Source organism: Oscillatoria sp. HE19RPO, from assembly GCF_024220515.1.
GTDB lineage: Bacteria > Cyanobacteriota > Cyanobacteriia > Cyanobacteriales > Laspinemataceae > Laspinema.
Genome location: NZ_JAMXOT010000089.1, coordinates 1 through 14,537, shown reverse-complemented (window position 1 = coordinate 14,537; position 14,537 = coordinate 1). Strand labels below are relative to the sequence as shown.

At 49.8% G+C, this 14,537-nt stretch carries 9 protein-coding genes; 7 read left to right on the top strand and 2 right to left on the bottom strand.

Annotation, left to right across the window (positions count from 1 at the left end; genetic code table 11):
• Nucleotides 1-19: 19 nt before the first annotated feature.
• Together NG833_RS08800 and NG833_RS08795 are read right to left on the bottom strand one after the other, a co-directional pair.
• On the bottom strand, nucleotides 20-1,066 hold the full coding sequence (locus NG833_RS08800) for a TauD/TfdA family dioxygenase (protein WP_254564919.1): 1,047 nt from the start codon (nucleotides 1,064-1,066) through the stop codon (nucleotides 20-22).
• 13 nt (nucleotides 1,067-1,079) lie between these two features.
• The gene (locus tag NG833_RS08795) at nucleotides 1,080-4,817 is read right to left on the bottom strand and encodes a condensation domain-containing protein (RefSeq protein WP_254564918.1); all 3,738 of its coding nucleotides are present in this window, start codon (nucleotides 4,815-4,817) and stop codon (nucleotides 1,080-1,082) included.
• A 461-nt stretch (nucleotides 4,818-5,278) separates the two neighbouring features.
• On the opposite strand from NG833_RS08795, the gene NG833_RS08790 reads away from it, so the two are divergent.
• The 7 genes from NG833_RS08790 (at nucleotide 5,279) to NG833_RS08760 (ending at nucleotide 14,466) form a co-directional block, all read left to right on the top strand.
• Nucleotides 5,279-6,547, top strand: coding sequence for an MFS transporter (locus NG833_RS08790; protein WP_254564917.1), 1,269 nt, complete (start codon nucleotides 5,279-5,281; stop codon nucleotides 6,545-6,547).
• A gap of 430 nt (nucleotides 6,548-6,977) precedes the next feature.
• Nucleotides 6,978-9,542, top strand: a complete 2,565-nt coding sequence (locus tag NG833_RS08785; RefSeq protein WP_254564916.1) for a TonB-dependent receptor domain-containing protein — start codon at nucleotides 6,978-6,980, stop codon at nucleotides 9,540-9,542.
• Between the two features lie 7 nt (nucleotides 9,543-9,549).
• On the top strand, nucleotides 9,550-10,548 hold the full coding sequence (locus tag NG833_RS08780; protein WP_254564915.1) for an ABC transporter substrate-binding protein: 999 nt from the start codon (nucleotides 9,550-9,552) through the stop codon (nucleotides 10,546-10,548).
• Entirely contained in the window at nucleotides 10,545-11,576 is a 1,032-nt protein-coding gene (locus tag NG833_RS08775) for an iron ABC transporter permease (protein WP_254564914.1), read from the top strand. The genes NG833_RS08780 and NG833_RS08775 overlap by 4 nt, the downstream gene beginning before the upstream one ends.
• Nucleotides 11,573-12,637, top strand: a complete 1,065-nt coding sequence (locus tag NG833_RS08770; RefSeq protein WP_254564913.1) for an iron ABC transporter permease — start codon at nucleotides 11,573-11,575, stop codon at nucleotides 12,635-12,637. Before NG833_RS08775 ends, NG833_RS08770 begins: the two co-directional genes overlap by 4 nt.
• Nucleotides 12,638-12,642: 5 nt before the next feature.
• Nucleotides 12,643-13,473: an ABC transporter ATP-binding protein gene (locus NG833_RS08765; protein ID WP_254564912.1), complete on the top strand. Its 831-nt coding sequence runs from the start codon at nucleotides 12,643-12,645 to the stop codon at nucleotides 13,471-13,473.
• Nucleotides 13,474-13,479: 6 nt separating this feature from the next.
• Nucleotides 13,480-14,466: a sucrase ferredoxin gene (locus tag NG833_RS08760; RefSeq protein ID WP_254564911.1), complete on the top strand. Its 987-nt coding sequence runs from the start codon at nucleotides 13,480-13,482 to the stop codon at nucleotides 14,464-14,466.
• Nucleotides 14,467-14,537 lie beyond the last annotated feature (71 nt).

Below are 14,537 nucleotides of genomic sequence, written 5' to 3'. Positions count from 1 at the left end.
TAGCGTATAAAGTTCTGTATTACAAGTTTTGGGAAAATGCTTCTGACATCCCGACAACGATTTTTCTAGGTCCCGAAAAGGGTTGTCGTCCGTGGGCTGTCAGCATATTATCTAACATTAAAATATCTCCGGTTTTCCAGGGAAATAAAACCGTTTCTGCCCGATAAGCGGCGCGGATTTCTTCTAAAACCTCGGGTTCAATGGGTGACCCATCTCCATAATAAGTATTATGGGGTAAATCTTCTTCAGAAAATGCCTTTAATAACGCTTCGCGAATCGGGGGTTCCAAGGTGGAAACATGGAAGAATACTCCATGATTAAACCAGACGGATTCGCCGGTGAGAGGATGGGTGGCGATCGCCTGCCGGACTTGACGGGTACGCAGGCGATTTTGCCCTTTCCATTCCCACTCTATCCCATTTTGGCGACAAAAATCTACCACTTCGGAGGGATTTTCTGTTTGAAATACGGTTTGCCAAGGCAACCCAAACCCATCTCCAAAATTGCGGACATACATCACCTTTTTTTTAGCAAAACGGCGGCGAATATCAGTGGGAATCCGTTGCAATAACTTGCGGGTGTCGGCAATGGGTGTTTCTCCTCCAACTGCCGGGGGAATCAAACAGCAAAAGAAGATTTTCAAGGGCCAACTTGCTGCATAAGAGTTCTCGCTATGGAGAAAAATGGTTTGATTCGCGGGATGATCCGTCGAGGTATAAATATTGCCATTAACCGGACTCCGAGGGGATGAGCGATCGCGATAGTCCAGCAACTCCCCCGATACAGTTTGAATCAACTCCTCAAACTGTTCCACATCCCGAATCCCAAAGTTGCGGAACAAAATTCCCCCATGCTGTTGCAACGAAGTTTGAATAAACTCTCGGTTGCTATTCGCCCAAACTGTTAAATTCACCCCTTCGATTCGGGGCTGAATTAACAAAGGTAAAGACTGGTCCAAAAACATCGGCTTGGCTTCGACCAATTTGGTCGTTCCCACGCTAACGGAACGCCGTTTGACAGCACCGAATGTCGTTAGATTAGGAGTGGAGGAGTCTGAAAATTTCATGACCACAGGAGGGCTAAACTGTACGAGTTGCTTGCCGTTTGGTAAGCTTGAGTTTTTGTAAGCTAACGGCTTCTAAAGATTCGGCTTGGCGTTGTCGTTTTTGGTGGCAACTGCCATAAACGTTTAATTCAGTTAATCGTAGGTTAGGTTGATTCACAACTTGGTGCAACACCTTTTCATAATCCTCAACCATTTGGGCTATTGTCTCTGGGTTAAACAAATCCGTTTGATACTCAAAAGACCCTTTAAATCCGGCTGGATCGTCCCAAATACTGACCTTTAAATCAAACTTGGAAGTTCCTAAATCAACTTCTTGGGACTCAAAACTGAGTCCAGGAATTTCTACCGTGGGAATCGGCGCGTTTTGTAGAATAAACATCACCTGGAATAACGGATTATAACTTAAACTCCGTTCCGGCTGTAACTCTTCAACTAATTTATCAAACGGTAACGCCTGATGAGCATAAGCCCCCGATGCTACAGCCCGGACTCGCTGCAAAACTTCTCTAAAATTGGGATTCCCTGACAAATCAGTTCGCAAAACGAGGGTATTAATAAAAAATCCAATTAATCCTCTAGTTTCGGGCCTTTCCCGCCCTGCTACCGGCGAACCGACTGCAATATACTCTTGCTGACTGTAACAGCATAACAGGATTTTAAACCCTGCCAACAGGGTCATAAATAAAGTGACTTCTTCTTGGCGATTCAACTCCCGAACTGCCTCAGACAAGGTGGGAGAAAATTGGAAAAAGCACTTTTGACCGACAAAGGTGGGAATTTCAGGACGAGGGCGATCGCCAGGTAAGTTCAACCGAGATAAATTCCCCTGAAGTTGCTGTTTCCAGTAATCCAATTCCCGTTGGAATCCCTCCGTTTGTAACTGTTGCCGTTGCCATGCAGCAAAATCTGCATATTGGATGGGCAACTCTCCTAAATTCGGGGCTTGACCCGCTGTCAATGCTTCATAAATTGCGGCAATTTCGCGCACCATGACCCCAACGGACCAGCCATCAGAAATAATATGATGGAGGACTATTGATAAACAATGTCGCTGGTCCTGAACTCGGAATAAATGGACTCGCAATAAAGGCGCTTGCGAGAGATTAAACGGGGTTTTAGCTTCCTGTTGCAACCGGGCCGAAACTTCCGTTTCCAATACCTCAGAGATTGGCAATTTTACCGTTACCGGGAGCATCTCTATTTGTCCTAAAAACCAGTCGGACCTCTCCCCCCTGCCCCCCTCCCCTACAAGGGGAGGGGGGAATAAATCTCTTTCTCCCCCTTCCCTCGTAGGGAAGGGGGCTGGGGGGTTAGGTCTTTCTCCCCCTTCCCTCCTAGGGAAGGGGGCCGGGGGGTTAGGTCTTGCTCCCCCTTCCCTCGTAGGGAAGGGGGCTGGGGGGTTAGGTCTCTTTTCAAAATTGAGATGCTCCCCCGTTACCGAGGCTTGAATCTGCTGAGTCGGTCGCCCTTTGACTTCTGGAAATCCAGTCCTCAACCCTTCATGACGGTTCACCAATTCTTGGAGGCTGGCTTCTAAAATCTTGGTGTCCAGTTTCCCGACAATATTCAGGCAAAATGCCACATTATAAAATGGATTTCCTGGTTCCAAGCGGTCCAAAAACCATAACCGTTCCTGGGCGAGTCCCACGGGCAATTCTGCCGTGCGACAAACAGGCTGAATTGGGTTAATTGCCTGCTGAGTTTCCAGCAGTTTATCGGCTTTTTCCGACAACTCTACTAAATTGATGCCCTGGAAAAAGTCTACCACATCAATGTTGACACCCCATGCTAATTCAAGCTGATTTTTGAGGTCAAATGCCATCAGCGAATCGAGTCCAAACCGACTGAGGGGCTGTTCCGGGTCAATGTCGGAAACCGAAACATTCAATAAGCTAGAAACTCTGCTGGTTAAATCAGCAATAATCTGAGTTTGTCGCTGTTCCGGTGCAAGGTTAAGCAGACTTTCTCGGTCCCAATTTTTCTCTAATTCCCCGGACATCGATGACGCCAGAAGACTTTGACCCACAATTTGTAGTTCATGATTAAGGAAGCGATCGCGACAGGCACGGCGTTGAATTTTCCCACTAGAAGTTTTGGGAATCGTACCCGGTTTAATCAGCACAACTCCATAGACTTGCACCTCAAATTCTTCCGCCACTGCCTGCCGAATGGCTGCGATCGCCTCAGATAAATTCGGTTTAGCGCGAAACTCCAATTCTTGCACCACCACCAGCCTTTCTTCCTCTGCCACCTCCACGGTAAAAGCAGCAGTTCCCGTCATCCGAAATGCTGGATGACTAGACTCCGTAGCGCGTTCAATATCCTGGGGATATAAATTACGTCCCCGAATCAGAATTAAATCCTTAACCCGACCCGTAATATACAGTTCCCCATCCTCTAGGAAACCTAAATCCCCGGTGCGTAAAAATGGCCCTTCTCCACTGTCAGCCAGGAATGCTTGGAACGTATGACGACTCTCTTCCGGACGATTCCAATAGCCTTGGCAGACACTGGGTCCCGAAACCCACACTTCTCCCACTTCGTTCCCTGCACAGCGAATTCCCGTTTCCGGATGGGCGATCGCAATCTGCATATCCGGAACCGCCGAACCGCATCCCACCAGGGTTACAGCATTTTCCTGGGATTCAGAATCAGTAATTTGATTCCGTTCAAATGCAACTTTATCGATCGCCTTCCAGGGATAGGGAACCGATGTCATACTCCCCGAAACCATCAACGTTGTTTCTGCCATCCCATAACAGGGATAAAAAGCTTCCGGTTGAAATCCACAGTCCGCAAAGGTTTCCTGAAATCGCACTAAGGTCTCATGGCGAATCGGTTCAGCGCCATTAAATGCCACCTGCCACCGACTCAAATCCAGGGTAGCCTTTTGTTCCGGCGTAATCTTACTCACACATAAGTCATAAGCAAAATTAGGCGCACCACTTGTTGTCCCCCCATAATCGGAAATCGCTTTCAGCCAGCGATAGGGACGTTGCAGAAAGGAAGCCGGAGACATTAACGTGCAGGGAAATCCCCCATAAAGGGGCTGTAAAATCCCGCCAATCAGTCCCATATCGTGATACGTTGGTAGCCACGAAATAAATTGACTCTCAGGATGATGATCCATCACTTTGTAGGTAATCGCCGCATTATGCAGCAAGTTCCCCTGGGATACCATCACCCCTTTTGGCGTTCCCGTAGACCCCGAGGTGTATTGCAAAAAAGCCAAACTGTCTGACGTAACCCCCGGATCCTGCCATTGGGTTGCCAACTCTGGGGCTAAATCATCCGTACACACCCATTGCAACCCAGTCAATGCTGTTTTTTCGCTCAACAAGGATTGAACTTGGGCGGCAATTTGGCGGGTTGTGAGGGCGACTGCTGCTTTTGCATCTGCCAATACTGCCAAAATTCTCGGTGTATTACGCTGATTTCGGGGCGGATAGGCAGGAACGGCGACGACTCCGGCATACAGGCAGCCGAAAAAGGCAATCAAATAGTCGAGTCCCGGAGGATACAGCAGTAACGCCCGTTCCCCGCACAACCCCATTGCTTGCAATTGAGCGGCGATCGCCCGACTGCCTCGGTCTAATTCCCAATAGGTAAGGGTTTCCCCAAGGGTTTCCCCGTCGGTTAAGAACCGAAAAGCGAGGTTATCCGGCTGTTGGATTGCTCTCCCGCGCAGGATTTCTACATAAGTAGAACAACGGCGATCGAGTTGTGGAACGGTGTACTCTGCGTCATTCATCGTTAAACTCTACTGACTTCTTGGCCCCTGAACGGCGTAATCGCCCTCTTCCATAACTGGAGTTCAGTCTTTCTCCTTCTTGAGAATTCTTGTTAATAAGTAATAATTGGCATCCTATAGCTTTTGAATAGGCTTGTCAATAGGCAAAGGAAAATTTTTTTAAATTTTTCTGTGTTGGCTGCTACGGACTGGGCCGCAAATCTCCCAAAATGGCTATAAAACCAAGGGTTTATGGGGATTGCCGAAAAAATCAGGGACTGGAACTCCCTAATTTTTCAGCCCAGGGATTGGCATTTAGTCCCCATTTAATGAGAATATCTATAAATAAGCTGAAAAACCTATCCGAACTTCTTGATAAGATTCTCAATTAATTGAGACCGAGAGGGACCTATGATGACAAGCCGAGGGAGAAATCCACCGCGTCGATTCATCCCTTCCCCATTCTGTTACTCTAAATCACCATGCGTACTTTTATAACCGTTTGGCTGGGTCAGTTGGTCTCCACCTTCGGGAGTCGAATGACCAATTTTGCCCTGATTGTCTGGACTTGGGAAGTGACCGGATCAGCCACCGCCCTGGGTTTGGTGACCGTCTTTACTCAACTGCCGAGTTTAGCCGTGGCCTTATTTGCCGGGGCTATCATCGATCGCAGCGATCGCAAAGTCGCGATCATTGTGGGTGACTCCATTGCCGCACTTTCAACCTTGACCATTTTACTGTTAGCCGCAGTCGGTCAACTGCAACTCTGGCATCTGTTCGTCATTAATGGCATCAATGGTATTTTCGGGGAAATCCAACAATTAGCCTATTCTGCGTCGGTGAGTTTAATGGTCCCGAAACAGCACTATGTGCGGGTTAGCAGCATGAAATCAATGCTGCATTACGCGCCAAATATTCTAGCCCCCGCCTTTGCCGGGGCCCTTTACCCCATTACCGGACTGGTGGGAATTGCCGCTATTGACTTACTCACCTTTGCGGTGGGGGTGAGTACCGTGCTTTTGGTTAAGATCCCCCAGCCTCCGCGAAGTGAGTTAACGTCTAATCAGCCGAAACTCTGGCAGGAACTTACGTTTGGTTGTCGTTATATTCTGGCCCGTTCTTCTTTACTGGGATTTTTCGCTTTAGAGTTACTATTCTGGTTTGCTCACGATTTAGGCGCAGTGATGCATCGGTCCACTATTTTAGCCCGCACCAATGGTAATTCTGAAGTATTTGGGATGGTGAGTGCAGCGGCGGGAATAGCGGGAATTATTGGGGCAGTTGCTTTGACGGGGTGGGGTGGACCCAAGCGCCGGATTCAGGGATTTTTAGGGTCCGCGATCGCCGTGGGTGTGAGCAAAACCCTATTTGCTCTGGGTCAATCCCTGTCAATTTGGATCCCGATGCAGTTATTATCCTCTCTGAATTTTCCCCTGTTAACCAGTTCCAGTACCGCAATTTGGCTGGAAAAAACCCCGCCAGAAGTTCAGGGACGAGTGTTTGCGGCCCAATCCTTTGGGATAGGCGTCGTCTCAACTTTGGCAATAGCAATTGCCGGTCCCTTAGCCGACTGGTTCTTTGAACCCGCCATGCAACCCGGTGGTGCATTAGCGCCCTGGTTTGGCCGGATCTTCGGCACAGGTCCCGGTTCCGGGATGGCCCTGTTATATGCAGTCGCCTCCCTCGGTTTGATTCTCGTCGGAATTCTCGGATACAGTTGGCCCCTGGTGCGCCAGATAGATCAAGAGTAGCGTCTAGTTGAGAGTCTTTTCCCTTATTTGATAAGAATTATCAAGAAAAGGTTCAGCATTGAGAAACAGCACCCCCCCAGTCAACCCTGAATTCTCCAGGGTCCAGGGCTGATAACAAATCCGGAGTTCAAAAGTCGTTTTTACTCTTTAGCCCGCGCAGGAGAGGCTCTGTCCGTATAGCCCCACCCTTGAGGGTGCGGGTTTTAACCTGAAAAATCAAGCAAAACTTCTGGTCCATCCCGAATCAAGGAGGGGTTTCGCAGAAATTACCCGGCCCCATTTCCTCCCGTTACCAAAAATTTTTAGCAATTACCTATTGACAGTCATAGACCGCTTAGGGTAAATTGACTTCGCTAATGCAAATTACTATCAATAACTGAGATGAATTGCAAAAACTTCTATTGTATAGATTAGGTCTAAGGAGAGGAAATTGAAATTTGAGCCGTTATTGCCCGGAGCTTTGCTGTCGGGTGCAACTATCCTGGTACTGGCTTCTCCAGCGATTGCCCAGGTGGTAGAAGTCACTGGAGTGCGAGTGGAATCTACCCCGAGTGGGTTACAAATTATCTTGGAAACAACCGGCGATCGCGTTCCCCAAGTCTTTAGCTCTAGTTTTGGTGAGACGACAATTGTTGACATTACCAACACTCAACTGCGATTGACCGATGGGAGTTCCTTTCGCCAGGACAATCCTGCCGAGGGAATCGAGTCAATTGCCGTCACGAGCTTAGATTCCAATAGCATTCGCCTCACCGTTACCGGAACTAGCGCAATGCCAATGGTACAGGCAACCGACCCGGCGAATCCACTCACATTTGAGGTGGTGACCTCGACGGATGTTGCCGATGACCCCTTCCCAGATAGTGAACCCGAAGCCGTTCCTGAGCCTGAAACGCCTACCACATCAGAGACTCAAGCGGATCGGGAACTGGATATCCTAGAAATTATCGTTACCGCCACGCGAACGGCTGAACGGTTGATTAAAGTTCCGCGATCGGTCACCGTCGTTGATACCCAAGAAATCGATACCCAGACCATAGTTTCCACGGACTTGGGGGATGTTTTAGCCAAAACTGTCCCGGGATTAGGACCCCCGACCAGTGGTAGTACCCCGAGGTCCATAACCCAAACCTTACGGGGACGAAGCGTCGCCATTTTAATCGATGGCATTCCCCAAACCTCCAATTACGGACTGGATCGGGAACTGCGGACCGTAGATCCTAGCACCATTGAGCGTGTGGAAGTGGTCCGGGGACCCACCGCCATTTATGGAAGTCAGGCAACCGGGGGAGCCATTAATATCATTACCCGACGCCCGACACAAGATGCCTTTAGCATTGATAGCGGCATTAGTTTTACAGGGTCTCTCACTAATTTATCCGATAGTATCGCCAACCGGCAATATTTCGGACTCTCGCAAAAAGAGGGGGTCATTGACTATAGCGTATCTGTCGTCCGGGAAGATAATGCGGGAATTTTTGATGCATCTGGCGATCGCATTCCGGAAACTAGCGGGGGTGGGGTGATTGATGCCCGAGAATACAGCGCTTTGGGTAAATTGGGATTAGATATCACCGACACCCAACGCCTGCAACTCACCGGCAGCTATTTTGTAGGACGGCAAGACAACAACTATATTTCCGATCCGATTGTTCGAGAGCTAGAGGGTCAGCCAAAAGCCCGTGCTCTGAGAGTTAACGGCAATTTTGAAGGGACTGACGATGCGGGAGACGAGAATTTTATCGTCAGTTTGCGCTATAACCATGACGACATTCTCGGCAGTCAATTACAAGCGCAAACTTACTACCGAGAATATACTTCAATTGTTGGAGCCTCGGACTTTCGCGGCGGATTTTTTGATACGATCGCCCGTCAGCGTGCTCAAGGCGACAAATGGGGGGGACAACTCCAAGTAGAAACGCCCCTCACTTCATCAGGAAGCGCCCGTCTGCTGTGGGGTGTGGATTATGTCAATGAGAACAATGAAGCCCCCTTTGAGGAATTCGACCCCGTAGCCTTTGATGAGCGCGGTGTGTTTAGAAAAATCGGCGATCGCACCTTTGTTCCCCGGTTTAATGTCACCCAACTCGGGTTATTTGCTCAAGGTCAGTGGGATGCAACGGAGTGGTTGAGACTTACCGGAGGGGTGCGTCACGAACGAATTGGCCTAAGTGTTGATGATTACACGACATTTTTTGGAGACCCAATTCGAGGAGGCGATCGCGACTTTAACGACACCGTATTTAATGTCGGTTCGGTGGTCAATTTAACTCCAGAATTTGGGATATTTGCCAACTTTTCCCAAGGGTTTTCAATTCCTTCTTTTGGAGGTATTCTTCGGAGTCCTCCGGAGGATTTTACCAGTGTTAGAAATGACCTAGAAATTACTGAACCCGTCAAAGTTAATAACTATGAAATCGGGGTGCGTGGACTCTGGCCGCAAATTCAGGTTTCTCTAGCGGGATTTTACAATACCTCGGAGTTAGGAGAAGACTATACCTTTGTCGATGGAATTTCCCAGCTAGTGCGTGCGCCCCAAAGGATTTATGGCGTAGAAGCCACAGCCGACTGGCAACCGGGGGCTAACTTTACATTAGGGGGAACGATAAGCTGGACCGAAGGAGAAAGTGACCCAGAAGATTCGGGAGATTATGTAGCCATTTCCAGCTTTAATATTTCTCCGTTAAAAGCCACCGCTTACCTCGAACATCAAACGACGCCTAGCTGGTCAAACCGTTTGCAATTTCTCTACTCCGGTAACCGCAGCCGTGCCTTTGATGATGAGGTAGACAACACCGACATTGATGCCTACTTTCTGGTAGACTATATTGGCAGCATCCAACTTGGGGCAGGCAGTTTGCAATTTGGGGTCGAAAATTTATTCAACGCCCAATATTTTCCGGTCCAATCTCAAGTGTTTAGCGGCTTTAATAATACCTTGAATGCGGCAGGAGATGGGCGGACGTTAAAAGTTGGGTACTCGTTGAGGTTTTAAGTTGCAGATGAGGGAAGCAGTCGCCAAGCTACTCTATTCGGGGTTATTAATCACCGTTTTAATGGCCTGTCGGGGGACTTTGGTCCCTGAGGATTCTGTTGGGAATCGAGCAGGGGTCAACCCAGCCTTACCCACACAGCGGGTTCAAACGGTGACCGATGCTACCGAAACCGTAGTACAGGTGAGGGAATCTCCCAGTCGCCTGGTCTGCTTACATTTAAGCTGTATCGATATTTTAGCCGAACTAGAGCGCGAACCCGTGGGAATGTATGGGGTCTTAACGGATTTTGCCACCAGTCCCGTGTACTTTGGCGATCGCGCCCATAGTTTCGGCAAAATTAGTGGTCGAGGGGAACCGAATTTAGAACAGTTACTCGCCCTAGAACCAGATTTAACCCTCGGACATCAGATCCAGCTTGCCCATCAACGGCAAACCCTCGAAGCGATTACCCCCTTGTATCTGGTCAAGGTAGAAAATTACACCGATGCGATCGCCAATCTCCAGGCCGTGGGTAAAATTTTAGGGGAGTCAGAAAAAGCCGAAGCAGCAGCTTGGCAATTTTTGGATAAATTTAGGGCTTATCGTGCCAAATCCCCCCGCACTCAAACGGTGATGGTGATGCGCGGAACCCCCAGTAGCTTCCATGTGGCCACCGCCCAATCCCTCGTGGGGTCTACCCTGGCCGAACTCACACCCTATCCCTGGCGTTTGGGCGATCGCTCTCCCAGCGCCATTGATTGGGCGACTTACTCCTTTGAGGAAATCCTCGCCGTCGATCCGGATTTCATTTTCATCATCAACAATTCCCGCGCCCCGGATTTGATTTCCGGTTTAAAAACCCATCGTCTATGGCAAACCCTCACCGCCGTACAACGGGATCAGGTATTTGCCCTAGATGAAGACCAAATTGGCGGGTTTACCAGCGGCACCCGGTCCCTGGGCCAATTACTCGATGAAATTATGACGACCCTGTATCCTGACGTTTTTCCCAAACCCTTACCATGAGTGCGACTCAGCCGAACCCCCCGATCCTGAGAGCGTCCCGCTTTTGGGTGGCCGTCGTCGCCCTCACAGCGATGCTTTTGGCCCTTGCCCTCCTCTCCCTGCAATTGGGAAAACCGTCCCTCAACTTACCCCAGTTGTGGGAGATTGCTATTGCTGGACAAGGGGAACCGATTAAGCGCTTGGTATTTTGGGAAATCCGCTTGCCTCGCCTGATTCTCGGCACCCTCACGGGCTCACTCTTAGCCCTCGCCGGAGTCCTCCTCCAGAATGCCTTACGCAATGTCCTGGCAGGGCCGGAATTGTTGGGAGTCCAATCTGGGGCCGCAGCCGTGATGGCGGCGCTCGTTGTCTTACAGTTGCCTATCCCTCTTTCGGTCTATCCCTTACTGGCGTTGGTCGGGGGGGCGGTAGGGGGGGCGATCGTCTTACTCTCCTCCAAACGCACCTCGGACCCGGTGCGTCTGGTCTTGATTGGTGCAGCCATGACCGCCCTCTTGAACGCCGTCACGATTGCATTAATTAGCCTAGGGTCTGCCAGTAGCGTCAGTCTGCTGTTTTTATATTTATTGGGTTCTCTCGCCGGTCGCACTTGGGACGAAGTGCAGATTGTCTTATCTTGGGCGATCGTGGGCATTCCCCTGGCCTTGCTGTGCGCCCGTCCTCTGAATATCCTGCAACTGGGGGATGAACTGGCTGAGGGACTGGGATTAAAAGTGTTACCCACCCGCTTTGCCATTGGGGTATTGAGTGTCGTCCTCGTCGCCCCGGCGATCGCCACCTGTGGCCCGATCGCCTATATTGCCTTACTCGCCCCCCACCTCTCCCGCAATCTCTTAGGCACTACCGATGCCAGACAAGTCCTGGTCCTAGCCATTCCCATCGGCGCGCTTTTGCTCGTGGGTGCAGATTTGCTGGCGAGGGAAGCCTTTGCACCCCTGGAAATGCCTGTGGGAGTCTGGACCACCCTCATTGGTGGACCGGCTTTATTACTGCTGCTGCAACAACAGATTCGGAGGCGGGGATCATGACAGTCTTACCGGGACGGAGAATTCAGAACCCACAGTCGGGTCAACTCACATTTGCTCAGGGGATGACGGCGGTCATCCTCGCCCTGGGGGTCGTCTTTGTCTTGCACGTTTGTGTCGGCAGTGGCACCCTTTCCCCATCGGAAGCCGTCGCCGCTTTGGTGAATCACCCGTTCCAAGCGGTACATGGGCGGATTGTCTGGGAATTGCGCGTCCCCAGGGCGGCAATTGCGACCCTGGCTGGGTCGTTATTTGGACTTTCTGGGGCGATGCTACAGGCAATTATCCGCAACCCCTTAGCGGAACCCAGCCTCACCGGGGTGACTTCTGGGGCGGTGTTATTCTTAATCCTCTCCCTCACCTTCTTACCCTTGGGGTTGATTCCCCCCGTCTGGTTCCCGGCGATCGCCTTGCTGGGAGGATGCCTAACCAGCAGTCTGGTGTACTTCCTGAGTCGGCAACCCAATCGCCCGAGTGACCCGTTACAACTGGTCTTAAATGGGGCCGTTGTGGCGGCGATCGTTCAATCCTGCAATTCCTTACTATTATTGCGAGATGAGGAATCCCTCGGCACCATTTTATTCTGGCTGGTTGGCTCCTTGAATGGACGCACCTGGGTGCATTGGCAGGGGATTTGGGCAGTCGCCCTGATTGCCTTACCCTGTGGACTCGCCTGCGCTAGGGTTGCCAATCTGCTTCATCTCGGCGATGACGTTGCCGCCGGATTAGGAGTCCCCGTGGGTCAAGCGAGAGCCACTTTATTTTTTATTGCCGTTTGGCTCAGTGCCACGGCGGTTTCCGTCGTCGGTGCTGTCGGCTTCATCGGCTTAATCGGCCCCCATTTAGCCCGTCAATGGGTCGGAAACGATGCCCGTCGCTTGTTTCCCCTGAGTACCGCCATCACTGCCCTATTACTGTTAGGATCTGATTTATTTGCCCAAGTGCTCACCCTCACCTTTGGTAATCATGAAGCTGCCCTCCCGGTTGGGGCCGTCACTGCTCTGTTAGGTGCACCCTTCTTTTTATATTTAGTTCTCAGAAAAACCCCGATGGGTTCCAGATGATAATTATGTCAGTAAACCCCCCGATTCTCGCCGCCCAAGATTTACAAGTCGGTTACGGTAACCAGACTATCCTCAAGAACCTGTCCATCGAGATTGAACGGGGGAAAGTTACGGCATTAGTCGGACCCAATGGGTCGGGCAAATCTACCCTTTTAAAAACTTTAGCTCGATTGTTGTCCCCGAGTAGCGGACAAGTTTATTTGAATGGGGTGGCACTCACGCGCCTTGCTACCCGAGATATCGCCCGTCAATTGGCTATTCTGCCTCAAAATCCAGTTGCACCTCCGGGATTAAGTGTAGGCGAATTAGTGGAACAGGGCCGGTTTCCCCATGTTGGACCGTTAGGAATGTTACGTCGCCAGGACCGGGAGGCGATCGCCGAGGCCCTGACCCTCACCGCCATGACTGAATTTGCCCACAGGCGTCTGGATAATCTCTCCGGAGGGGAACGACAACGGGCTTGGATTTCCCTGGCTTTAGCTCAAGAAACGCCTTTATTATTATTAGATGAACCGACGAGCTTTTTAGATATTGGACATCAGCTTGAAGTGTTAGAAATTGTCCGTCAACTGAATCGCGATCGGGCGATGACAATTATTTTAGTCCTCCATGACTTGAATCAAGCGGCCCGGTACAGCGATCGCATGGTGGTTCTCAAACGGGGACGGATTATTGCTGATGGAACTCCCCGTCGCGTCTTAACCCCGGAACTATTAGCCGAAGCCTTCGGCGTCCGGGCCCGAGTCACCCTGGAACCGGAAACAGGAATTCCCTTATGTTTTCCCTATGCCTATATTGGCAATGCTCCCCTGCCTGTAGATGCTCCTCAATCCTAGCCTCCTATGAGCCATATTTCTTGTTCAGAATTAACTCGCCAGTCGGGGAATTCCCTCAGTGGCACTGCCTTAACTTATGAGAATTATCTCTTAGTAGAATGTCCTCCCCCTTGGAATTCCTATGATTTAGAAACGCCAAAAATTCCCGATAATCTCCGGGCAGTGGGAGATGAAATTTATGGAAATAAGCCGGTTAAAAATAGAATTTTGCTCATTTATAATCCCCTTTATCACCAGGAAAATTCTATCCGCGTCTTAACCTTTCGGAAACCTCCAGGATGGACGCGGGGATATGTGGGTCAAGAATTCTTTGTTTCTAACATCAATGAAGTTGCCTCCCTTGCTCACCACTGCTTTACCAGTCCCCCGGAGGAATTAGGAGAAAATCGTCTTAAAACCAGAGATATTTTAATCTGTACCCACGGCCAAAATGACCGCTGTTGTGCGCGATATGGCAATCCATTATATCGCCAAGGGTTAAAAATAATTGAGGATTTATCGTTAACCAATATCCGGATTTGGCAAACCAGTCATATCGGGGGCCATCGCTTTGCACCGATTGCGATCGCCTTTCCCGATGGCCGCTATTATGGTCAAATTGACTCCGCTGCTTTACAGGCTTTACTGATGCAGTCCGGTTCCCTTCATGAATTAAACAAAGCCTATCGCGGCTGGGGAATCTTACCCAAACCCGTGCAACTGTTAGAAAAAGAACTGCTAACAAAATGGGGGTTTCCTGGATTCAATTTTACCATGAATGGGCGAATTTTAATTGAAACTCCCAACAGATTGTATTATCGGGTTGAATTATCCGTAAACACTCCCAACCAGGTGATAACTTATCAAGCCGACATCATCGGAGATGAAACAACTCGGATCGACTTACCCGAATCTTGTGTAGGGGATTATCAAGAAACCGTCATGAATTATCAGGTCAAAGGGATAGAAATTATTGAAACAAGGGAAGTATCAATCGCTTCCTCAACAGTCTAATTTTCTTGGACCAACCCCATTGAGTTAGAATAGACAGAACCCTGAAATCCTCTCTAGCTCTCCATCTCATC